Annotated in this window: 23 protein-coding genes and 3 tRNA genes; 9 read left to right on the top strand and 17 right to left on the bottom strand. The window is 73.1% G+C overall.

Features of this window, described 5'->3' with window-relative positions:
• The first annotated feature begins 2 nt into the window (after positions 1-2).
• Positions 3-881 carry an NUDIX domain-containing protein gene (locus ACFYOS_RS11555; protein WP_387138736.1) on the top strand — a complete coding sequence of 293 codons (879 nt, stop codon included), beginning with the start codon at positions 3-5 and terminating at the stop codon, positions 879-881.
• 105 nt (positions 882-986) lie between these two features.
• On the opposite strand, the gene ACFYOS_RS11550 is transcribed toward ACFYOS_RS11555, so the two are convergent.
• From ACFYOS_RS11550 to leuC, 3 genes are all read right to left on the bottom strand, one after another.
• On the bottom strand, positions 987-1607 hold the full coding sequence (locus ACFYOS_RS11550) for an HU family DNA-binding protein (RefSeq protein WP_387138734.1): 621 nt from the start codon (positions 1605-1607) through the stop codon (positions 987-989).
• Positions 1608-1767: 160 nt separating this feature from the next.
• Positions 1768-2355: a 3-isopropylmalate dehydratase small subunit gene (gene leuD, locus ACFYOS_RS11545; protein WP_387138732.1), complete on the bottom strand. Its 588-nt coding sequence runs from the start codon at positions 2353-2355 to the stop codon at positions 1768-1770.
• 15 nt (positions 2356-2370) lie between these two features.
• Positions 2371-3813: a 3-isopropylmalate dehydratase large subunit gene (gene leuC / locus ACFYOS_RS11540; protein ID WP_387138729.1), complete on the bottom strand. Its 1443-nt coding sequence runs from the start codon at positions 3811-3813 to the stop codon at positions 2371-2373.
• Positions 3814-3862: 49 nt separating this feature from the next.
• On the opposite strand from leuC, the gene ACFYOS_RS11535 reads away from it, so the two are divergent.
• The gene (locus tag ACFYOS_RS11535) at positions 3863-4549 is read left to right on the top strand and encodes an IclR family transcriptional regulator (protein ID WP_265008051.1); all 687 of its coding nucleotides are present in this window, start codon (positions 3863-3865) and stop codon (positions 4547-4549) included.
• An 89-nt stretch (positions 4550-4638) separates the two neighbouring features.
• On the opposite strand, the gene ACFYOS_RS11530 is transcribed toward ACFYOS_RS11535, so the two are convergent.
• From ACFYOS_RS11530 to ACFYOS_RS11515, 4 genes are all read right to left on the bottom strand, one after another.
• A tRNA-Glu gene (locus tag ACFYOS_RS11530) sits at positions 4639-4714 on the bottom strand.
• A gap of 174 nt (positions 4715-4888) precedes the next feature.
• Positions 4889-4961 (bottom strand) — tRNA-Glu (locus ACFYOS_RS11525).
• 137 nt (positions 4962-5098) lie between these two features.
• Positions 5099-5170, bottom strand: a tRNA-Gln gene (locus ACFYOS_RS11520).
• Between the two features lie 106 nt (positions 5171-5276).
• Entirely contained in the window at positions 5277-6080 is an 804-nt protein-coding gene (locus ACFYOS_RS11515) for a fumarylacetoacetate hydrolase family protein (protein ID WP_387138726.1), read from the bottom strand.
• A gap of 202 nt (positions 6081-6282) precedes the next feature.
• On the opposite strand from ACFYOS_RS11515, the gene ACFYOS_RS11510 reads away from it, so the two are divergent.
• Positions 6283-7671: a hypothetical protein gene (locus ACFYOS_RS11510; protein WP_387138723.1), complete on the top strand. Its 1389-nt coding sequence runs from the start codon at positions 6283-6285 to the stop codon at positions 7669-7671.
• Positions 7672-7706: 35 nt separating this feature from the next.
• On the top strand, positions 7707-8573 hold the full coding sequence (locus ACFYOS_RS11505) for a 3-methyladenine DNA glycosylase (RefSeq protein ID WP_387138720.1): 867 nt from the start codon (positions 7707-7709) through the stop codon (positions 8571-8573).
• Positions 8574-8610: 37 nt separating this feature from the next.
• On the opposite strand, the gene ACFYOS_RS11500 is transcribed toward ACFYOS_RS11505, so the two are convergent.
• The 8 genes from ACFYOS_RS11500 to ACFYOS_RS11465 form a co-directional block, all read right to left on the bottom strand.
• Complete coding sequence (locus tag ACFYOS_RS11500; RefSeq protein WP_387138717.1) at positions 8611-9405, bottom strand: SGNH/GDSL hydrolase family protein; 795 nt, start codon at positions 9403-9405, stop codon at positions 8611-8613.
• Between the two features lie 105 nt (positions 9406-9510).
• Positions 9511-10095, bottom strand: a complete 585-nt coding sequence (locus tag ACFYOS_RS11495) for a GNAT family N-acetyltransferase (protein ID WP_387138714.1) — start codon at positions 10093-10095, stop codon at positions 9511-9513.
• Positions 10096-10135: 40 nt separating this feature from the next.
• Entirely contained in the window at positions 10136-10561 is a 426-nt protein-coding gene (gene arfB / locus ACFYOS_RS11490; RefSeq protein WP_387138711.1) for an alternative ribosome rescue aminoacyl-tRNA hydrolase ArfB, read from the bottom strand.
• 9 nt (positions 10562-10570) lie between these two features.
• Positions 10571-10903, bottom strand: coding sequence for a hypothetical protein (locus ACFYOS_RS11485; RefSeq protein ID WP_387138708.1), 333 nt, complete (start codon positions 10901-10903; stop codon positions 10571-10573).
• Between the two features lie 104 nt (positions 10904-11007).
• Entirely contained in the window at positions 11008-11868 is an 861-nt protein-coding gene (locus ACFYOS_RS11480) for a S1C family serine protease (RefSeq protein ID WP_387138705.1), read from the bottom strand.
• 49 nt (positions 11869-11917) lie between these two features.
• Complete coding sequence (locus tag ACFYOS_RS11475) at positions 11918-12877, bottom strand: VWA domain-containing protein (protein ID WP_387138703.1); 960 nt, start codon at positions 12875-12877, stop codon at positions 11918-11920.
• Positions 12874-13872, bottom strand: a complete 999-nt coding sequence (locus ACFYOS_RS11470) for a DUF58 domain-containing protein (protein ID WP_387138701.1) — start codon at positions 13870-13872, stop codon at positions 12874-12876. The genes ACFYOS_RS11475 and ACFYOS_RS11470 overlap by 4 nt, the downstream gene beginning before the upstream one ends.
• Positions 13869-14918 (bottom strand): AAA family ATPase, encoded by a 1050-nt coding sequence (locus ACFYOS_RS11465; protein ID WP_387138698.1) that lies wholly within the window; start codon positions 14916-14918, stop codon positions 13869-13871. The genes ACFYOS_RS11470 and ACFYOS_RS11465 overlap by 4 nt, the downstream gene beginning before the upstream one ends.
• A gap of 198 nt (positions 14919-15116) precedes the next feature.
• On the opposite strand from ACFYOS_RS11465, the gene ACFYOS_RS11460 reads away from it, so the two are divergent.
• Entirely contained in the window at positions 15117-16073 is a 957-nt protein-coding gene (locus ACFYOS_RS11460; RefSeq protein ID WP_387139109.1) for an endonuclease/exonuclease/phosphatase family protein, read from the top strand.
• A 6-nt stretch (positions 16074-16079) separates the two neighbouring features.
• Here ACFYOS_RS11460 and cimA read toward each other — a convergent pair whose 3' ends face one another.
• A complete protein-coding gene (cimA, locus tag ACFYOS_RS11455; protein ID WP_387138695.1) occupies positions 16080-17660 on the bottom strand; it encodes a citramalate synthase in 1581 nt (526 codons plus the stop codon).
• A 361-nt stretch (positions 17661-18021) separates the two neighbouring features.
• On the opposite strand from cimA, the gene ACFYOS_RS11450 reads away from it, so the two are divergent.
• From ACFYOS_RS11450 to ACFYOS_RS11435, 4 genes are all read left to right on the top strand, one after another.
• Positions 18022-18582 (top strand): peroxiredoxin, encoded by a 561-nt coding sequence (locus tag ACFYOS_RS11450; RefSeq protein ID WP_387138692.1) that lies wholly within the window; start codon positions 18022-18024, stop codon positions 18580-18582.
• Positions 18583-18584: 2 nt separating this feature from the next.
• Complete coding sequence (locus ACFYOS_RS11445; RefSeq protein WP_387138689.1) at positions 18585-19115, top strand: carboxymuconolactone decarboxylase family protein; 531 nt, start codon at positions 18585-18587, stop codon at positions 19113-19115.
• 87 nt (positions 19116-19202) lie between these two features.
• Positions 19203-19664 (top strand): PRC-barrel domain-containing protein, encoded by a 462-nt coding sequence (locus tag ACFYOS_RS11440; RefSeq protein ID WP_387138686.1) that lies wholly within the window; start codon positions 19203-19205, stop codon positions 19662-19664.
• Between the two features lie 58 nt (positions 19665-19722).
• Positions 19723-20472 carry a tyrosine-protein phosphatase gene (locus tag ACFYOS_RS11435; RefSeq protein ID WP_387138683.1) on the top strand — a complete coding sequence of 250 codons (750 nt, stop codon included), beginning with the start codon at positions 19723-19725 and terminating at the stop codon, positions 20470-20472.
• 120 nt (positions 20473-20592) lie between these two features.
• Here ACFYOS_RS11435 and ACFYOS_RS11430 read toward each other — a convergent pair whose 3' ends face one another.
• Positions 20593-21690: a branched-chain amino acid aminotransferase gene (locus ACFYOS_RS11430; RefSeq protein WP_387138680.1), complete on the bottom strand. Its 1098-nt coding sequence runs from the start codon at positions 21688-21690 to the stop codon at positions 20593-20595.
• Between the last annotated feature and the right edge of the window lie 165 nt (positions 21691-21855).

Raw genomic sequence — 21855 nt, 5'->3', positions numbered from 1 at the left:
GGATGACGGACGAGCCGGTGCGGATCCGGGCGGCAGGCGGGGTCGTCTGGCGGCCGAGTGCGGTCGGCGTCGAGGTCTGCCTCGTGCACCGCCCCCGGTACGGCGACTGGTCGCTGCCGAAGGGCAAGCTGGACGAGGGGGAACACCCGCTGCGGGCGGCCGTCCGCGAGGTGGCCGAGGAGACCGACGTCCGGGCCGTGCCGCAGGTGCGCCTGCCCACGGTCCGCTACCGCAGCGAGGGCCGGTCGAAGGCGGTCGACTACTGGTCGATGCGGGCCGCCGCGCAGGGCGGTTTCCAGCCGGACACCGAGGTCGACGAGGTCCGCTGGGTCCCCGTCGACGCGGCGGTACGCCTGGTCAGCTACCCGCACGACGCCGAGGTGATCGCCGCGTTCGCGGCGCTGCCGCCGGTGACCGGCATCGTGCTGCTGGTCCGGCACGCGCACGCCGGCAAGCGGGGCACCTGGACCGGCCCGGACGCCGGCCGGCCACTGGACGCCGAGGGTTGGGCGCAGGCGCAGGCGCTGGCCGGGTTGGTTGCCCTGGTCCGCCCGGCACGCCTGCTCTCCGCCTCGGCCCGCCGCTGTGTGCAGACCCTCGACCCGGCGGCCGCGCTGCTGGACCTGCCCATCGAGGTGGCCGGCGAGCTGGACGAGCCGAAGCCTGGCCAGCAGCCGGAGGAGTGCGCCATGGCCGGGGCGGCCCGGCTGACCGAACTGGCCGTCGCCGGTGAGCCGGTCGCGGTGTGCAGCCAGGGCAAGGTGATCCCGGGCATGCTGGAGCGGCTGGCCGGCCGGGCCGACGACTTCACCACGCCGAAGGGCGGCGGCTGGCTGCTCGCCTTCAGCGGCGACCGCCTGCTCGGCACCGATCGGCTGTAGGGAAGGGCCCCTTCTCAACCCCTCCGGTAGAGCAGGGGTCCTCTCCTGACGTCGGCACGAAAAGGGCGCCCACCGCGAGCGGTGGGCGCCCTCAGGCCGGTTGGGTCAGCGCCGGGTGGCGGCCTTCTTGGCCGGAGCCTTCTTCGCGGGCGCCTTCTTGGCGGCCGTGGTCTTCTTCGCCGCGGTGGTCTTCTTCGCCGCCGTGGTCTTGGCCGCGGTGGTCTTCTTCGCCGCGGGTGCCTTCTTCGCCGCAGGTGCCTTCTTCGCCGCAGGTGCCTTCTTCGCCGCAGGTGCCTTCTTGGCAGCCGTGGTCTTGGCCGCGGCGGCCTTCTTCGCCGGTGCTGCCTTCTTGGCGGCGGCGGCCGCCTTGGCCCCGGCCGCCTTCGCGCCGGTGGTCTTGGCCGCGGCGGCCGCGGTGATCTTCTTGGCGGCGGCCGTGGCCTTCGGCACCTTGCCGCTGGCCACCATCTCCTTGAAACCGGCGCCTGGGCGGAACGTCGGGACGGAGGTCTTCTTGACCTTCACCGCCTCGCCGGTCCGCGGGTTGCGCGCTGTTCGGGCGCCCCGGACGCGCTTTTCGAACGCTCCGAAACCGGTGATCGCCACCTTCTCGCCCTTGGTGACCGCTCCCTGGACCTCAGCGAGGACCGCGTCGAGCGCGGCCGTCGCCGTCTTCCGGTCCCCCAGGCGAACGGCGAGCGCCTCGATGAGCTCGGCCTTGTTCACGACTTCCTCCCGATTGTGCAACTGACTCGACGCGAGCCATTCTGCGCGCACGGTATGCCCTGTGCTGCCGGGACACAAACATTCGATGGAAAAATGCCCTTGTGTCGTAACGGATTCGCCCCCGCCGGACGGGCCGGTGGGGGCGAAAAGCCAACTGCGGTCAGGCGACCGAGGGCAGGAACGGCGGCCGGGACGCCTCGAACGCATTGATCTCGGCCTCGTGCCGGAGGGTGAGTCCAATGTCATCCAAGCCCTCCATCAGCCGCCAGCGACTGTGGTCGTCCAGCGGGAAGGCCCAGGTGGCATTGCCGGCGTGGACCTGGCGGGCGGTGAGGTCGACTGTGATCGGCGTGGTCGGGTCGGATTCCACCAAGTCCCAGAGTTCCTCGACGGCTTTCAATTCCAGCTCCACCGGAAGGAGGCCTTCCTTGAGCGCGTTGCCACGGAAGATGTCGCCGAAGCGGGGAGAGATCACGGCCTGGAAGCCCCAGTCCCGCAGCGCCCAGACGGCGTGCTCCCGGGAGGACCCGGTACCGAACTCGGGGCCGGCGATGAGAATCGACGCGCCCGAATGGGCGGGATGGTTGAGAACGAATGACGGATCCTCCCGCCACGCATTGAAGAGCCCGTCGGCGAAACCGGTCCGGGTCACCCGCTTGAGGTACACGGCGGGGATGATCTGGTCGGTGTCCACGTTGGATCGACGCAGCGGCACGGCGGTGCCGGTGTGGGTGGTGAACTTGTCCATCTCTCGGCTGCCCTTCTACAGGTCGGCGGGGGCGGCCAGCCGGCCGACCACGGCGGTGGCGGCGGCGACCGGCGGGGACACCAGGTGGGTACGCCCGCCCCGGCCCTGGCGGCCCTCGAAGTTGCGGTTGGAGGTCGAAGCCGAGCGCTGGCCCGGCGACAGGGTGTCCGGGTTCATGCCCAGACACATGGAGCAGCCGGCGAAGCGCCACTCGGCGCCGGCGTCGGTGAAGACCTTGTCCAGCCCCTCCGCCTCGGCCGCTTCGCGGACCGCGGCCGAGCCGGGCACCACCAGCATGCGTACGCCGTCGGCGACCTGGTGCCCGCGCAGCACGTCGGCGGCGGCGCGCAGGTCCTCGAGCCGGCCGTTGGTGCAGGAGCCGACGAAGACCACGTCCACGGCAAGGTCACGCAGCCGCTTGCCGGGCTCGAGGTCCATGTACTCCAGGGCCCGGCGGGCGGCCGCCCGCTCCGGCTCGGTGACGAACTCCTCCGGGTCCGGCACGGCCGCGCCCAGCGGCGCGCCCTGACCAGGGTTGGTGCCCCAGGTGACGAACGGGGTGATCCGGCTGGCGTCCAGCGTCACCTCGGCGTCGAAGGTCGCCCCCTCGTCGGTGGGCAGGGTCTTCCAGTACGCCACCGCCGTGTCCCAGTCGGTCCCCTGCGGCGCGTTCGGCCGCCCCTTCAGGTACGCGAAGGTGGTCTCGTCCGGCGCGATCATGCCGGCCTTGGCGCCCCATTCGATGGACATGTTGGCGATGGTCATCCGCCCCTCCATGGAGAGGTTCCGGATCGCCTCGCCCCGGTACTCCACGATGTGGCCACGCCCGCCGCCGGTGCCCACCTGGGCGATCAGCGCCAGCACCAGGTCCTTGGCGGTGACGCCCGGGGCGAGCTGGCCGGTGACGTTCACCGCCATGGTCTTCGGGCGGGCCTGCGGCAACGTCTGGGTGGCCAGCACGTGCTCCACCTCGCTGGTGCCGATGCCGAAGGCGAGCGCGCCGAACGCGCCGTGGGTGGCCGTGTGCGAGTCGCCACACACGATCGTCGTGCCCGGCTGGGTGAGGCCCAACTGCGGGCCGATGACGTGCACGATGCCCTGGTTCTCGTCGCCCAGCGGGTGCAGCCGCACGCCGAACTCGGCGCAGTTGCGGCGCAGCGTCTCGATCTGGGTGCGGGAGGTGGGGTCCGCGATGGTGAGCAGGTCGCCGCGCCGGGACCGGAACGTCGGGTCGGCGTACCCGGTCGGGGTGTTGTGGTCCTCGGTCGCGATCGTCAGGTCGGTGCGGCGGACCCGGCGGCCGGCGAGCCGGAGCCCGTCGAACGCCTGCGGGCTGGTGACCTCGTGGAGCAGGTGCAGGTCGATGAAGAGCAGATCCGGCTCGCCGTCGGCGGAGCGGACGACGTGCACGTCCCAGACCTTCTCGGCCAGGGTCCTCGGTTGAGTGACTCCCACCATCTGGACATCCTAAATTCTGGGAGGTAAGTTTCGGCTTGTGGGACACAGTATGAGCGGTGTCGGCGTTCTCGACAAGGCGGTGGTCATCCTGGCCGCCTGTGTCGACGGCGCCAGCCTGGCCGAACTCGTCGAACGCACGAAGCTGCCCCGGGCCACCGCGCACCGGCTGGCGCAGGCGCTGGAGATCCACCGGATGCTGGTCCGGGACACCCAGGGGCGCTGGCGTCCGGGCCCCCGGCTCGGCGAGCTGGCCAACGCCGCGCCGGACGTGCTGCTGACCGCGGCCGAGCCGCTGCTCGCCGCGCTGCGCGACGCGACCGGCGAGAGCGCCCAGCTCTACCTGCGCCGGGCCGACGAGCGCATCTGCGTGGCCGCCGCCGAGCGGGCCAGCGGCCTGCGGGACACCGTGCCGATCGGCTCGGTGCTCCCGATGACGGCCGGTTCCGCGGCGCAGATCCTGCTGGCCTGGGAGCCGCCGGAGGCGGTCATGCCGCTACTGCCCCGCTCCAAGTTCACCGGCCGCACGCTGGCCGAGGTGCGCCGCCGCGGCTGGGCGCAGAGCGTCGCCGAGCGGGAGGCCGGCGTGGCCAGCGTCTCCGCCCCGATCCGCGACCGGACCGGCCGGGTCATCGCCGCGATCAGCATCTCCGGCCCCATCGAGCGGCTCGGCCGCCGCCCCGGCGAACGCCACGCGATGGCCGTCGTCCGCGCCGGCCAACGCCTCTCCGGCCTCTGAACCCCAGCCGCTTCCCGCCACCCGGACCAGGTCGAGCGCCGGAAACGGCGAACGGCCCGTCTCGCGGGAGCGAGACGGGCCGTTCGGTGTGGTAGCCCCGACCGGATTCGAACCGGCGCTACCGCCTTGAGAGGGCGGCGTCCTGGGCCGCTAGACGACGGGGCCAGGCACTTTTTCTTCCTTCACCACCCTGACGGGCGGTGCGGCAGTAGTCTATCCGCACCATGACCGGCCTCGGCGAGGGGGGTCGCGGCAGCCGCGCGCGAGCGACCGCCGCACCCGACAAGGCGAACACGACACCAGCCCGCCCCACCGAGGTGAGACGGGCTGTCAGCGCTGTAGCCCCGACCGGATTCGAACCGGCGCTACCGCCTTGAGAGGGCGGCGTCCTGGGCCGCTAGACGACGGGGCCAGAACTTCTTGCTTCCCCGCCCGACCGGGCGAGGAAGCTGCACTCTATCAGAGATCATCTGCCGCCCCTCTCGCGAGAGGCGGAGCGGAACTCCGCCAGAATCCAGCGTCCGGGATTCTCGCGAATCCGCGGTTGCGCTGGGGTACCAGGACTCGAACCTAGACTAACTGAACCAGAATCAGTCGGGCTGCCAATTACCCCATACCCCATTGGCCCCTTGCGGCGCCGGGAATGAACTTTACCCTCCCGGTGCCGGCAGGCCAAATCCAACCCCTCGAACCGCACGTGACCTGCGGAAACGAGACGTCGGACGCATCAGGCGACCGGCATCACCGGGTTGGTGAGCTCGCCGATCCCCTCGATCCGCACGGTGACCGTATCCCCGTCGGTGAGCGGGCTAACCCCCGCCGGGGTGCCCGTCAGCACCACGTCGCCGGGAAGCAGCGTCATCACGTGGGAGATGTACGACACCAGAGCCGGCACGTCGAAGACCATGTCCTTGGTCCGGCCGAGCTGGCGTACCTCCATCTCCTCCGGGTTGCGACCCACCTCACAGCGGACCTCGAGGTCCGAGACGTCCAGTCCGGTGGTGATCCACGGCCCGAGCGGGCAGAACGAGTCGAAACCCTTGGCCCGGGTCCACTGCCCGTCCGCGCGCTGCAGGTCCCGCGCCGTGACGTCGTTGGCGCAGGTGTAGCCGAAGATGGCCCGCTGGGCGGCGGCCCGGTCGGCGCGGCGCGCACCGGGAGCGCCGATGACCACGGCCAGCTCCGCCTCGTGCTCGACCTGCTTGGAGAAGATCGGCAGGCGGATCGCGTCCCGGGGGCCGATCACCGAGGTGGAGGGCTTGAGGAAGAGCAACGGCTCCTTCGGCACCTCGCTGCCGTGCTCGGCGGCGTGCTCCGCGTAGTTGCGGCCGACGCAGACCACCTTGCTCGGCAGGATCGGCGAGAGCAGCCGGACGTCGGAGAGCGCCCACCGGGCACCGGAGAACTGGATCTGGCCGAACGGGTGACCCTCGATCTCGGCGATGGTCAGGCCCTGCGGCCCGGCCTCCGACTCGCCCTCGACGACCCCGAACGACATTCCCTTGGCATGAGCAAAACGAGCGATACGCACCCGGCCAATCTATCCCCGCGACGGGCCCGCTCATGCCCGGCGCGGCCGGCCGGGACGCGGTCACCCGCCGCGGCGTCGTCGGCAGCGACCCCCGGCCGGCCCGCCAGCGTACGCCGAGCCTGGCCGGCCGGGGCGGGAATGCCGACTTCGTACCCGCCCGGCGGGCTCCGGACCATAGCTTCGGGTCCGGAGGTTCGTTCGTATGCCTGCAACGAGACGACACCACAGAACCCTGGCAGTGATCGTGAACTGCCTCGGCATCATCGCCGCGGTACCGGCACTGCCCACGACGACATCCCGGGCGGCGGCCGCACCGGCGCAACCGGCAGTGGCGGCACCCGCCGCACCGGCGGAACGCGCCACGCCGATACCGACCGGGGTGCCGGCGGCACCGCCCGCGGTGGCACCCACCAAGGCGGCACCGATCCAGATGACGAACCCGCCGGTCACCGTGGCGGTGACCGCGGCGAACACCCCGGCGCCCGGGTACCGGATCCAGGTGCGCAACGCCGGGAGTTCGACGGTCGACACGACGGTGCGCCAGGAACTGCCGAGCGGGTCGCGGGCGACCACGGTGACCGGCGGCGGCCGGGCCACCAGCGTGGTCGGGTCGGCCGGCACCAACGAGGTGACCTGGCGGCTGCGGCTGCCGGCGCAGAGCACCCTCAACCTGAACACCGCGTTCAGCCTCGCCGCGCCGGGCCGGGCGGTCACCGCGCCCGCCTGCGTCTACGGCACCGACGGCACCCGGGCGTACGACTGCGCCACGGCGACCTGGACCGGGCCCGCCGTGGTCCCGGCGACGAAGGTGACGGCGGCGCCCGCGTGGCGGCGCCCGCCGGTGCTGCTGGGCGCGCTGGCCGCGCTCCTGGTGGTCACCGGCGGCGCGCTCTGGTGGTGGTGGCACCGCCGCCGGCAGCGGTCCGGGGTGGCGCCGGGCGGTCCGGCGGCGGCGAGCGCCGGCACCCCGGCCGTCGCGGGCGGGGCGGGCGGCCCGGCGGAACACGGGACGATCTACCCGCGGGCGGCCATGCCGGCCGTGGCGGGCCGCCGGCACACCCCACCGATCTGGATGGTGGTCGGCGTCGCGGCGGTGGTGCTGGCCGGCGTGGTCGGGGCGGCGGGGTGGACGGCCTCCCGGCGGGTCGCCGGGATCGACACCGCCAAGCAGCCCACCAGCGGCGCGTGGATGGGCAGGAGCGTCAGCGGGGCCGTCGGGGTGCCGCTGCGCGAGGCCGCGTTCGAGTTCACCGTCTACCGGGTGGCGTGCGGCACCGGGAACCTGCCCTCGCTGCAGAAGGGCGGCCGGCAGTGCCTGGCCACCGTCGGCGTGCGCAACCTCACCCCGGGCGAGCAGACCTGGCACGGGCAGCTCCAGCGCGCGTACCTGCCGGGCGGCAACTGGGTGGCCACCGACGAGGACGCCACCCGGGTGGCGAACCTCGGCCAGGACGTGTTCGCCCAACCGGTCGCCGCGGGCAAGCGGGTGCTCCTGCCGCTGGTCTTCACCCTCCACGGCGACGACCCGCCCAAGCAACTGGAGCTGCGCAGCGGGGTGTTCTCCGCCGGGGTCCGGGTGGACGTGGCCTGACCGGGGGCGGGGCGGCGGGTCGTACCCTGGGGTCCGTGACCGCCGCCCTCGCCCCCGCCGCCGCCCTCGACGCGGCCGACTGGCAGGCCCGGCGTCGCGCCCACCAGGAACGGGTCGACGCCTGGCTGGCGCCGCACCTGGCCCGCCGGCGCTCCGGGGTGAAGCACCCGGTGGAGGACTTCCTCTTCACCTACTACTCGCACCGCCCCGCCCAGCTGCGCCGCTGGCACCCGGGCCCGGGGGTGGTGCTGCGCGACGCGGACCCGGACGAGTTCGGCCCGGACTACCGCGCCACCGACGCCGGGGTCACCCTCGACAGCGACCGGGTACGCGCCCGGCGCGCCGAGTCGATCTTCTGGATCCGGGCGCTGCTCGCGGCGACGGCCGGCCGCCCGGCCCAGTTCGGCTGTTTCGGCATGCACGAGTGGGCGATGGTCTACCAGCAGACCCAGGACGAGGTACGGCACAACGCCTGGCCGCTGCGGCTCAGCCCGACGGCGACCGCCGCGGTGGTCGAGGAGCGGGGCGTCCGGTGCAGCCACTTCGACGCGTTCCGGTTCTTCACCGCGCCGGCCCGGCCGCTGAACCTGCTCACCCCGACCCGGGAGAGCCAGCACGCGCTGGAGCAGCCGGGCTGTCTGCACGCCAACATGGATCTCTACAAGTGGGCGTACAAGCTCTCCCCGCTGGTGCCCTCCGAGCTGGTGGCGGACTGTCTCGGGCTGGCCCGGGAGATCCGCACGCTGGACATGCGGGCCTCGCCGTACGACCTCGCCGACCTGGGCTACCCGCCGGTCCGGGTGGAGACCCCCGAGGGCCGGGTTGAGTACGCCAGCGCCCAGCGCGGCTTCGCCGAGCGGGCCGCCGGACTGCGGTCCCGGCTGCTCGCCGCGCTCGACTGACCAGGGCCGCCGGGCTGGCCGACGGCCCCGGCCCGGGTCAGCCGGCGGCGCCGGTCCGGGTCGGCGTCGGGCTGCCGGCGGGCGAGGTGGTGGGCGTCGGGATGGTGCGGCGAAGGGCCGCGGTGAGCGCCGGGTACCAGCGGTCGGACATCTTCTGGTCGCCGGCGGCGTTCGGGTGCATCCCGTCGTACGTGTCGGTGGCCGTGTCGAAGCCGGTCCATTGGTCGACCACGACCACCGGGGAGGCGGCCGTGGTCTTGCCGGCGGCCCAGCCGTCGATGGCGGAGTTGAGCGCCACCACCCGCCGGCCGCACTCCCGGCAGCTGCTCGGGTTCATCGGAATGATCTTCGCGACGAGCACGGTCGTCGCCGGGTTGCTGGCCCGCATCTGGTCCACCAGCTTCGAGTACGCGGCCAGGATGGTGACCGGCGCGATGTTGCGCCGCAGGTCGTTCGTGCCGAAGTGCATGAGCACCACGTCCGGCTGGGTGGCGGCGAGCCAGCCGGGCAGCAGGTTCTGGTTGGCCACGTCGGTCACCAGGTAGCCGCCGTGTCCCTCGTTGTCCCGGTCGTGGGGCAGGGCGCAGCCCTGCGGGCCGAGGGTGCCGACGAAGTCGACGTCGGGGTAGCCGGTGGACTGGAGGCGGTTCCAGAGCACCGACCGCCAGCAGCCCGGCTGGCCGGTGATGGAGTCGCCGAGCGGCATGACGCGTACCGGGGTGGTGGGGGCGGCGGCCGGCGGAGCGGCCGGGACGAGGGCGAGCCCGACGGCGAGGGCGGCCAGCAGGGCGGCGACCACGATCAGCGCGGCGCGCAGGGGTTTACCGAGCATGAAGACGGACTCCTGGCACGTGACGTGGTGGTCGGTGACGGCCCTGGTGCTACGGATTGAAGCAGTCCGACATCCTCCGCTCAACCCCGGTTCCGGGTGGCGGACTCAGCCCTCGGGGCGGCCCCGGTGGCGTGCCCACTCCGGGGCGAGGATCGACATGACCGTGGCGTCCACCCAGTCGTCGCCGTCGCGGAGCACCTGCCGCAGCGTGCCCTCGGCGACGAAGCCGGCCTTCTCGTATACCCGGCGGGCGCGCGGGTTGAACGCGAACACCTCCAGCGAGATCCGGTGCAGGCCGAGCTGCGTGAAGCCGTACCCGACGATCAGCCGGACCGCCTCGGTGCCGAGGCCCCGGCCGCGCCCGGCCGGGCCGATCAGGGTGCGGAAGTTGCAGCTGGCGTTGTGCGGGTCCGACTCGTTGAGGACCACCTCGCCGACGCACTCCCCGGACTCCCGGTCCACCACCGCCAGGTCGAGCCGGTCGGTCTGGCTGCTGCGGCTGCCGTACCAGTCACGGAGCCGGTCCAGGTCGAACCGCTCCTGAGGCGGGCTGCCGGTGAGCCGGACCACCTCCGGGTCGGCGAGGATGACCTGGAAGACGGTGGCGTCGTCGGCGACGAAGGGACGCAGCAGCACCCGGTCGCCGGTGAGGGTGGGCTTGACGGAGAAGTCGGTCGGCACGCGGCGCATTGTGGGTGGCGTCGCGACCAGGCCTCAAACCCTTTTCCGGTCAGTCGCCGTCCACCCGGCGGTCGCGTTTGCGTTGGGACTGCCGCTTCTTCTCGGCCAGCCGCCGCTCCTTGGCGGCGCGGGACGGGCGGGTCGGGCGGCGCGGCTTCGGGGGCGGGGCGACGGCCTCGCGCAGCAGGTCGGTCATCCGCTCGCGGGCCGCCTCCCGGTTGGACAGCTGCGTCCGGTGCTCGCTGGCGGCCACGGTCAGCACGCCGTCGACCAGCCGTCCGGCGAGCCGGTCCAGGGCCCGGGCGCGCAACGGCTCGGGCACGCTGGGCGAGCCAGCCAGGTCGAAGCTGAGCTCCACCCGGGAATCGGTGGTGTTGACCCCCTGCCCGCCCGGCCCCGACGAGCGGGAGAAGCGTTCCCGCAGCTCGGCGTCGGGAACCACGAGCCGGTCGGTCACCCGCAGTCCGTCGTCCACGCCCCGAGGCTAACGCCCGGACCGTGGGCTCGGGGTTGGGGTTGGGGTTGGGGTTGGGGTTGGCGTCGGGGTCACGGTCGAGGTGGGCACCGGATCGACCCGCTCGTGGTCCGAGCCCGCCGCCGCGTAGGCGGCCGCGCCGACGAGCAGCAGCGCGATGACGCCGACCTTGGTGACGACCGCGCGGATAGCCAGCCAGGCGGTGCGCCGGGCGCCCGGGACGCTGGTCCGGAACGTCTGGTAGTCCTTCCAGCCCCGCTTCGCGCGCGCGTAGGACGCGCCGACGCCGGCGCCGAGGATCAGGCCCACCAGGAGGAGGGCCGCGATGACAGCTTGCTCCACCCACGCCAGTATCCATACTCAGCGTAATATTTCCATGGCCCGATGGTTCCGGGCCGGATATCCGACAGTACGGCAAGCTACCAGGTCACGGCCGCGCGGAGCGGTCAGCCGCCCCGGCCGATGATGGTGTCGGCGGTCTGCTGGACCTGGTCGATCGGGATGGCGAATCCGATGCCGATCGACCCGTTGCCGTCGATGGTGGCGATGGCCGTGTTCACCCCGACCACCTCGCCCCGGGCGTTGACCAGCGGGCCACCGGAGTTGCCCGGGTTGATCGAGGCGTCGGTCTGCACCGCGCTGTGCCGGCCGTTGCCGATGCGGACCTGCCGGTTGAGCGCGCTGACGATCCCGGCGGTGACCGTGCCGGCCAGGCCGAGCGGCGAACCGACCGCCAGCACCGGCTCCCCCACCCGGGTGCTGTTCGGCTTGGCCAGCGGCAGCGGCGCCAGCCCCGCCGACGCCGGCACCTTGAGCACCGCCAGGTCGCTGCTCGGCTCCCGCCCCACCACCTCGGCGGTGAACCGGCGGCCGTCCGAGGTCTCCACCGTCACCGGACCGGAGCCGCCCCGGGCCAGGATGTGGTCGTTGGTCACGATGTGCTGCTCGTGGTCGATGGCGAATCCGGAACCGGTCGCCGAGGCGCCGGACGCGCCGCCGACCATCACCGAGACCACCCCGGGCACGGTCTTCTCGGCGGCGGTGGTCAGCTCCGCCGGCACCGGCGCGGCGGAGGCCGCGGCTGGTCCGGGCGCGTCCCGGCCGGCCACCCAGCTGCCGGCCGCCCCGCCGGAGACGGTGGAGAGGGCCACCACCGCCAGCGCGCTCAGCAGCCGGCCGCGCCAGCCCCGCCGCCCCGGGCCCCGATCCGACCCGGGTACGTCCCAACGCCCGCGCCCGTCCGGATCCAGCTCTGGAGAGACGAACCACGGGCCGCGCGGCTCGCCGAGTCCGGTGTGCACTGCCATGCCTGGCTCCTCACGTGTCGTGCGGTGCTGCCGTCGAAGGTGGTGCGGATCAGGGCAATCGGGAGAACCACCGCAGCGATCCCGCGGCCGCGCCCATGGCGAGGACCAGGCCCAGGCCGATGAAGCGGGCGGAGATGTCCTGCTGTTCCTTCCGGTAGCCGACCGAGGTGCCGATGTCCTCGTAGACGGCACGCAGCTCGGCGGCGGTGGATGCCTCGTGGAAGCGGCCCCCGGTCTCCTCGGCGACCGCCTTGAGGGTCTGCCCGTCGACCGGCACCTGGATCGCCCGTCCGCCCCGGTCGACGAAGCCGGACGGCGTGCCGAACGAGATGGCGTGCACCGGGACCTTGGCCGTGACAGCCTGGGCGGCGGCCTCCATCGGGTCCATGCCGGAGGTGTTCGCCCCGTCGGAGAGGATGATGATCCGGGCCGGCGGCGGGTCCTCGGCGGCCTTGGCGTCCAGGCTCTTCACCGCGCCCAGCGAGGTGCTGATCGCCTCCCCGATGGCGGTGCCCTGGACGCCGGTGATCCCCTCGGCCAGCCGTGCTATCCCCTCGTCCAGCGCGTCCCGATCGGTGCTCGGCGGCACCAGCACCGCCGCGCTGCCGGCGAAGGCGACCAGCCCGACGTTGAACTCGTCCGGCAGGCCGTCGCTGAACCGGCGGGCGGCCTCCTTGGCGGCGGTCAGCCGGTCGGGGTCGACGTCGCCGGCGAGCATCGAGGTGGAGACGTCCACCGCCACCATCACGGTGGCCCGCTCCCGGGGCACGCGTACCTCGGAGCTCGGCCGGGCGAAGCCGACCACCAGCAACGCGAGCATGGCGAGGAAGAGACCCGCCGGCACGTGCCGGCGCCAGGCCGGTCGCTGCGGCGCGACCCGGTCCAGCAGCCGCAGGTTGGTGAAGCGGACCGCGTACCGGCTCTGCCGGCGCTGCATCATCAGGTAGCCGACGACGAGGGCGGCGACGCCGAGCAGGAGCCAGAGCCGGGCGGGTGACTGCCAGGTCATGCGGTGCCTCCCCGGGACGCGGCCGGCGCGGCGGCCAGCCGCCGCTGGGCGTGCACGTGGCGCACGATGTCGGCACTCCAGTCCCGGTCGGTCCGCAGCGCCAGGTGCGCCGCCCCGGACCGGCGCAGCGCCTGGCGTACCTGGTCGCGCTCGGCGGCGGCCGCCTGCGCGTACCGCTCCCGCAGGGTCCGGTCCCCGGTCCACACCTCGCGCCGCCGGCCCGTCTCCGGGTCGACGAGGGTGATCAGCCCGACGTCCGGCAGCTCCAGTTCGCGCGGGTCGGTCACCTCGACGGCCAGCACCTGGTGGCGGATGGTCAGCCGGCGCAGCGCGGTCTCCCAGGACGGGGCGGCGTCCGGGTCGTCGGGCAGCCCGTCGAGGAAGTCGGAGACGACCACCACCAGACCCCGCCGGGTGGCCATCCGCTGGACGCCGGCCAGCCCGTCGACCAGCGTCGGCGGCGCGACGACGGCGCCCGGTCCCGGGTCGCTACGTGGCGCGGCCAGCAGGGCACGCAGCAGCCCGAGCAGGTGGGTCCGCCCACCTCGGGCCGGGAACCGGCGTACGCCGCCCGGCGCGAGCACCTGCGCGCCGAGACGGTTGCCGGCGCCGGCGGTGAGGAAGCCGACCGCCGCCACCGCGGCCACCGCCAGTTCCCGCTTGTCCAGGGTGGCGGTGCCGTACTCCATGCTGGGGCTGGCGTCGACCAGCAGCCAGGTGGTCAGTTCCCGGTCGGCGTCGACCTCCCGGACGTGCGGGACGGCGGTCCGGGCGGTGACCGCCCAGTCCATCCGCCGCACCTCGTCCTCGCCCGGGCGGTACTCCCGGCTGCCGGCCACCTCGCTGCCCGGCCCGGGCAGCAGGCCCCGGTACTGGCCGTGCAGCAGCCCGTCGAGCCGGCGGGTGACGGTCAGTTCCAGCCGGCGCAGCCGCTGGTCGGGCGTGAGGTCCGCGAGGCCGGGCTCGGGCAGGGTCGGAGCGGCCCGGCGCCTCATGCCGCCGCCAGGTCGGGCGCCGTCTCCGCGTGCCCGGCGACCACCCGGGGCGGCGGCACCGCCTCGATCAGCCGGTGGACCACCGCCTCGGCGGTGACACCGTCGGCCACGGCGTCGAAGGACAGCACCAACCGGTGGGCGAGCACGTCGACGGCCAGGTCCCGGATGTCCTCCGGGAGGACGTACTCGCGGCCCCGGATCAGCGCCTTGGCGCGGGCGGCGGCAACCAGGCCGAGGGTGGCCCGCGGGCTCGCCCCGTACGCCAGCAGCGGCGCCATCTCGGGCAGCCCGAACCGGCCCGGGTCCCGGGTGGCGAGGATGAGCCGGACCACGTACTCGGCCAGCGCGTGGTGGACGAAGATGTCGCCGGCCCGGCGCTGGAGTTCCCGCAGCCGGGCCGGGTCGAGGACCGGCCGGGCCGTCGGCCGGTCCGTGCTCATCCGGTAGAGGATGGCCAATTCGTCGGCGTCGCTCGGATAGTCGACGACGACCTTCATGAGGAACCGGTCGCGCTGCGCCTCGGGGAGCTGGTAGACGCCCTCCGACTCGATCGGGTTCTGGGTGGCGAGCACCAGGAACGGGTCGGGGACCGGCCAACTGCGGCCCCCGATGGAGACCTGCCGTTCGGCCATCGCCTCCAACAGCGCCGACTGCACCTTGGCCGGCGCCCGATTGATCTCGTCGGCGAGCACCAGGTTCGCCATGATCGGGCCCAGCTCGACGTCGAAGCTCTCCGTGGAGGCCCGGTAGATCCGGGTGCCGACGATGTCCGAGGGGACCAGGTCGGGGGTGAACTGCACCCGGGAGAAGGTGCCGCCGACGACGGTGGCGAGGGTCTGCGCGGCGAGGGTCTTCGCCACGCCCGGCACGCCCTCCAGCAGGCAGTGCCCGTCGGCGATCAGGGCGATGAGCAGGCGTTCGACGAGCCGATCCTGCCCGACGATCACGCGTTTGACCTCGAAGAGAGTCTGTTCCAGCTCGACGCCGCTCGCGTCGGCATCGACCGGGCTGGGCACGCTGGCCAGGGTGTCCGAGATGTCCGTCACGGTGCATGCTTCCCGTGCCGATGGTCGGACAAACGTCGGATTATCGGACCCTCGGTGCCCTTTCCAGGGCCGGATCGGGACGACTCCCCCGGAGGGGCCGGAACGGCGCGAGCGGGGCCGGGCGGGCGCAGTCGGGGCCAGACCAGGTCACCGGCCGGTACGGTGGCGGCCGTGACCGAGGTGCTGCGCGAGGGACGTATGGCGGGCCGGATCGTTCCGGTGGCGTGCTGGCTGGCCGTCGCGCCCGGGGCCGCCTGGGCCGTGCTCCGGCTGGCCGGGTGGGAGCGCGGGCCGCTGGTGCAGGCGGTCGCCTTCACGCCGTACGTCGCCGCCGGAGCCCTGGTGCCGCTGGTGCTGGCGCTCGCCCTGCGCCGGGTCGCCCCGGCGGTGGTCGCGGCGGCCGCCGCGCTGGCGCTGATCGGGGCGGTGGCGCCGCGCGCGGTCGGCTCCGGCCAGCCGGCGGTCGCCGGCCCCACGCTGCGGCTGCTCACCGCCAACCTGCTCAAGGGCGGCGCCGATCCGGCGGTGCTGGTCGACCTGGTCCGGACGCAACGGGTCGATGTGCTGACCGTGCAGGAGTTCACCCCGCCGATCGCCGCCGAGCTGGACCGGCTCGGGCTGGCCACCCTGCTGCCGTACCGGGAGCTCAACCCCGAGGTCGGCACCACCGGCTCCGGGCTGTACGCGCGCCACCCGCTAAGCGAGGTCGGGTTCCGGCGCAACCAGGGCTTCTCCTTCACCCAGGCGTACGGGACCCTGGCGGTGCCGGGCGCGCCACCCCTGCGGGTGGAGTCGGCGCACCCGGCCGCGCCGTACGCCGTCCGGGTGGTGCCGGACTGGTGGACCGACCTGCGCGGTCAGCCGCAGGCCACCCCGCGGGGGCGGCTGAGCATCCTCGCCGGGGACTTCAACGCCACCCTCGACCACGCGCCGCTGCGCGACCTGATCGCCACCGGGTACGTCGACGCGGCGGACCAGGCCGGCGCGGGGCTCACCGGCACCTGGGGCCCGTACGACGGCGACCCCATCCCGCCGGTCACCATCGACCACGTGCTGGCCGACCGGCGCATCGCGGTCCGCTCGGTCGCCGTGCACGCCCTTCCCGGCAGCGACCACCGCGCCGTCCTGGCCGAACTGCGGCTGCCCGCCGGGTGAGCCGACTCAGACGCGGGCCCGGTCCAGGCCGTAGGTGAGCGCGTCGACGAGGGCGTGCCAGCTCGCCTCGACCACGTTGGGGTGCACGCCGACGGTCGTCCAGTCGCGGCCCGCGCCGGCGGTCTCCACCAGCACCCGGGTCACCGCGCCGGTGCCGTGGCTGCCCTCCAGGATGCGCACCTTGTAGTCGGCCAGCTCGAAGTCGCGCAGCTCCGGGTAGTGCCGGCCGAGCGCCACCCGCAGCGCCTCGTCCAGGGCGTTGACCGGGCCGTTCCCCTCGGCGGTGGCGATCACCCGCTCGCCGCGTACCCGGATCTTCACGGTGGCCTCGGAGACCACCGCGCCGTCCTCGCGGTGCTCGACGAGCACCCGGTACGACTCCAGGGCGAACGGGCGCGGCGCGGCCCGACCCGGCAGCTCGGAGCGGACCAGCAGCTCGAACGAGGCGTCGGCGGCCTCGAACGACCAGCCGCCGGCCTCCAACTCCTTGACCTGCTTGGTGACCGTGGCGAGCGCCTCCGGATGGCCGGCCAGGTCCAGACCCAGCTCGCGGCTCTTGAGCTCGATGCTGGCCCGGCCGGCCATCTCGGTCACCAGGATCCGCATGTCGTTGCCCACCACCGACGGGTCCACGTGGTTGTAGAGCAACGGGTCGACCTTGATCGCGCTCGCGTGCAGCCCCGCCTTGTGGGCGAAGGCGGCGGCCCCGACGTACGCCTGGTGGGTGTCGGGGGCGATGTTGGCGATCTCGGCGATGGCGTGCGAGACCCGCACCATCTGTTCCAGGCAGCCCTCCGGCAGGACGGGCAGCCCGAGCTTGAGCTGGAGGTTGGCGACGACCGCGAAGATGTCGGCGTTGCCGGGGCGCTCGCCGTACCCGTTGGCGGTGCCCTGGAAGTGGCGGACGCCGGCCTCGACGGCGGCGATGGTGTTGGCGACCGCGCAGGCGGTGTCGTTCTGGCAGTGGATGCCGAGCAGTTCCGGCGCCACGCCGGTGCGCGCGGTGACGTCGGTGATGGCGGCGGTCACCTGGGAGGGCAGCATCCCGCCGTTGGTGTCGCAGAGCACGAACCGCTCGGCCCCCGCGGCGAGCGCCGTCTCCAACACGGCGGCGGTGTACGCCGGGTCGTGCCGGTAGCCGTCGAAGAAGTGCTCCCCGTCGACGAAGACCCGCCGCCCCTGCCCGACCAGGTACGTCACGGTGTCGCGGATCATCGCCAGGTTCTCGTCGGGGGTGGTGCGCAGCGCCCGCTCGACGTGCCGCAGGTCCGCCTTGGCGACCAGCGCCACGGCCGGGGTCTCGGCGTCGAGGAGCCCGCGCACCTGCGGGTCGGCGTCGACCGCCACCCCGGCCTTGCGGGTGGCCCCGAAGGCGACCAGGATCGCGTGCTTCGGGTCCAGCTCGGTGCGGGCGCGCCGGAAGAACTCGGTGTCCTTCGGGACGGCGCCCGGCCAGCCGCCCTCGATGAAGCCGACCCCGAGGTCGTCGAGCAGGCGGGCCACCGCCAGCTTGTCGACCACCGAGTAGCTGAGCCCCTCGCGCTGGGCGCCGTCGCGCAGCGTCGTGTCGTACACCTGGAAGGTCATGGGAGTCCTCGTCTCGAACCTGCGGGGAGCAACAAAAAGACCCCCCGCGGATGCGGGAGGTCTGCGCGCTCGGCGAGAGGGAAGCCGGCGCGCTAGCTGTCAATAATCAGGACGGAGCTGGTCACGGTCCGTACTTTGCCACCCCGACCTCGGTTTTGGGAGGGACAACCCACATATCGGGATGATGACGGACGGTGGCCATCACCTGAAAGGTGGACGGAACCGGGGCGGAACGCACCACTGGTGATCGACTTCACAAGTCACCCGGCCGCTACCCGGCGGAAACGCGGCTGCGGAAGAATCTGGAACCAATCCAGTTACCGGCTCCACGTCGGTGACGAGCCGCTGTCAAGGAGGACCTGTGCTCACTGTCGGTGACCACTTCCCCGAGTACGAACTCACCGCCTGCGTGTCGCTGGACGCCGACAAGGCGTTCGAGACGATCGACCACAAGTCCCACCAGGGCAAGTGGCGGGTGGTCTTCTTCTGGCCGAAGGACTTCACCTTCATCTGCCCGACGGAGATCGCCGAGTTCGGCCGGCTCAACGGTGAGTTCGCCGACCGGGACGCGCAGGTCCTGGGCGTCTCCGTCGACAACGAGTTCGTCCACTACGCCTGGCGCAAGGACCACCCGGACCTGCGCGAGCTGCCCTTCCCGATGCTCAGCGACATCAAGCGCGAGCTGACCGCCGCCTGCGGCGTGCTCGGCGAGGACGGGGTCGCCCAGCGGGCCACCTTCATCGTCGACCCGAACAACGAGATCCAGTTCGCCATGGTGACCGCCGGCTCGGTCGGCCGGAACGTCTCCGAGGTGCTGCGGGTGCTGGACGCCCTGCAGACCGACGAGCTCTGCCCGTGCAACTGGAACAAGGGCGGCGCCACCCTGGACGCCAACGCGCTGCTCGCGGGCGCCGGGGCCTGACCATGGGTCTGGACGCGGTCAAGGCGGCGCTGCCCGAGTACGCCAAGGACATCAAGCTCAACCTCGGCTCGACCATCAGCACCTCGACGCTGAAGCCGGAGCAGGCCTGGGGCACCGCCCTGGCCTGCGCGGTCGCCGCGCGCAACCCGGTGGTGCTGCGGGAGGTCGTCGCCGAGGCGGCCGACCACCTCGCGCCGGAGGCGATCGAGGCCGCCAAGGGCGCGGCCACGATCATGGCGATGAACAACGTCTACTACCGGGCCAAGCACCTGATCGGGGACGAGCAGTACGCCTCGATGCCGGCCCGGCTGCGGATGCAGATCATCGCCCGGCCGGGCGTGGACAAGGGCGACTTCGAGCTCTGGTGCCTCGCCGTCTCGGCGATCACCGGCTGCGGCGTCTGCCTGGAGTCGCACGAGAAGACCCTGCGCGGCGCCGGGTTCACCCGCGAGCAGGTGCACGAGGCGCTGCGGATCGCCGCCGTCGTGCACGCCGCCGCGGTGGCGCTGGACGCGGAGGCCGCGCTGGCCTGAATCAGAGGTGTATCGATCTTCGCACCGGGGTAGCAAAGGGTCCGACAGGCACATCCCCCGAGAAAGTCGAGAAAGGGAGTGAACGCCATGGAGCGGCTCGACCCTCGAACGACCCACGGGACGCCGGACCCGCCGACCACCCAGGGTGGTCAGGGCGCCTTCGCGGGCGGCGCGCCCGCCGGGCGCTTCGATCCGTGGAGCTACCGGGACGACGCCGGGGTGACCGGCGTTGACCTGGTCGGCTACAAGGTGGAGGCGAGCGACGGCGGTATCGGCAAGGTGGACCGGGCCAGCCACGAGGTGAACTCCAGTTTCCTCGTGGTCGACACCGGACCGTGGATCTTCGGCAAGAAGGTCATGCTGCCGGCCGGCACCGTCAACCACGTCGACCACGACGCCCGGAAGGTCTACGTCGACCGGAGCAAGGACCAGATCAAGGCCGCGCCCGAGTTCGACGAGAGCACCGACACGGACCCGGCGTACCGGGACAAGCTCGGCGGTTACTACGACGACACCTACTCGTCGATCCCGCCGGGTACCGCCCGGTAAACGGAGACACCTGCACAGGCGGCCGGCGGGGCACCCCGATGCCCCGCCGGCCGTTACGGTGTCAAGGGTGGACGCCTTGGACACCCCGCACCGGAACCCCTTCCCCGCCCTGTTCAACTTCCGCGACGTCGGCGGCCCGACCGGCCACGACGGGCGTACGGTCCGCCGGGGCCGGCTCTACCGCTCCGACTCGCTGCACCGGATCGACGAGACCGACCAAGCGGCGTTCGCCGCCCTCGGCATCCGCACCGTCGTCGACCTGCGCAGGCCGACCGAGGTCGCGCGGGACGGCCGGGTGCCGGCCTACGACGGGCTCGCCTACCGGCACATCCACCCCGAGCACCAGGACTGGGCCGAGCATAGGTACGAGCCCGGCACCAGCCTGGCCCGCTACCTCGCCGACCGGTACGCCGACCTGGCCCGTACCGGCACCGCCGGGCTGGCCGAGGCGGTCGGCCTGATCGCCGACAGCGCCAACGCGCCGGTGGTGGTGCACTGCGTCGCCGGCAAGGACCGCACCGGCATCGTCTGCGGGCTCACCATGGCCGTGCTCGGGGTGGCCGACGCGGACGTCGCCGCCGACTACGCGCTGAGCACCGAGGCGTCCGAGCGGTTCAGCGCCTGGGTGCGGGCCACCACGCCGGAGGCCGAGGAGCTGCCGCCGCCCTTCCTCGCCTCCCCCGCCGAGGCGATGATGCTCTTCCTCACCGAACTGCGCGAGGGGTACGGCTCGGTCGAGGGCTACCTGCGCCACACCGGGGTGACCGAGGCTCAGCTCGACGCCCTCCGCGACCACCTGCTCGACTGACCCGCGCCGGCTCAGCCGCCGCTCCGCCGCGTCCGGCCCTCGGCGGGCCGAGCCGGCCGGAAGCCGGAACGCGCGACGGCCGGCACCCTGCGGGTGCCGGCCGTCAACGCGAAGACCCGGTCAGAGCACGCGCCGTACCCAGCCGTGCCGGTCCTCGGCGCGGCCGCGCTGGATGTCGACCAACTTCTGCCGCAGGGCCATGGTGGAGCGCCCCGGCTCACCGCCGCCGACGAGGAACTCGCCGTCTGGGAAGCGCACCCCGCCGATCGGGGTGACCACCGCGGCGGTGCCGCAGGCGAAGACCTCGCGGAGCCGGCCGCTGGCCGCGTCCGCCTGCCAGTCGGCGAAGCTGACCGGCCGCTCCTCGACCCGGTGCCCCGACTCGGCGGCCAGGGTGAGGATGGCGTCCCGGGTGATGCCCGGCAGGATGGTGCCGGTCAGCGGCGGGGTGACCAGGGTGTTGTCGTCGTAGACGAAGAAGACGTTCATGCCGCCCAGCTCGTCGACGGAGCGCCGCTCGACCGCGTCCAGGAAGACCACCTGGTCGCAGCCCGCCTCGATCGCCTCGGCCTGCGCCACCAGTGAGGCGGCGTAGTTGCCGCCGCACTTGGCCGCGCCGGTGCCGCCCGGCGCCGCGCGGGTGTAGTCCGGGGAGACCCAGACCGTGATCGGCTTGACCCCGCCGGGGAAGTACGCCCCGGCCGGCGAGGCGATGACGCAGTAGAGGTACTCGTTGGCCGGGCGGACGCCGAGGAACACCTCGCTCGCGAACATGAACGGCCGCAGGTAGAGGCTGGCGTCCTCGGCCTCCGGGATCCAGTCCTGGTCGAGCTCCACCAGCCGGCGCAGCGACTCCACGAACGCCTCCGGCGGCAGCTCCGGCATCGCCAGGCGCCGCGCGGAGGCGGCGAAGCGGGCGGCGTTCGCCTCCGGACGGAACATGGTCACCGCCCCGTCCGCGGTCCGGTACGCCTTCAGCCCCTCGAAGATCTCCTGCGCGTAGTGCAGGACCGCAGCGGCCGGATCCATCGGGATCGGTGCGCGGGCCTCGACACGGGCGTCGTACCAGCCCTTGCCCTCGGCGTACCGGATCGTGACCATGTGGTCGGTGAACACCCGTCCGAAACCGGGGTTCGCCAGCAGGGCGGCCCGGTCGGCGGCGGATACCGGCGCGGAATTCGGACGGATCTCGAAATCGAGCTTGTCACCACCGCTCATCGCGCTGACCTCCCTGCGGGTCCACGGCATGCGTGATCGCACGCCGACGTCACTGGTGCCAGAAACTTACCCCGAACGGTCGTTCAGCGGATAGCTCCGCCCCGACACATAGAGCACACCGGATGGGTTGCGCGACGGTGGCCGGACGGAGTGGGCCCGGGTACC

It is taken from the genome of Micromonospora sp. NPDC005806 (assembly GCF_042871425.1).
GTDB lineage: Bacteria > Actinomycetota > Actinomycetes > Mycobacteriales > Micromonosporaceae > Micromonospora.
Note: the sequence above shows the minus strand (reverse complement) of the source record. Positions and strands in the feature narration are given on the sequence as shown.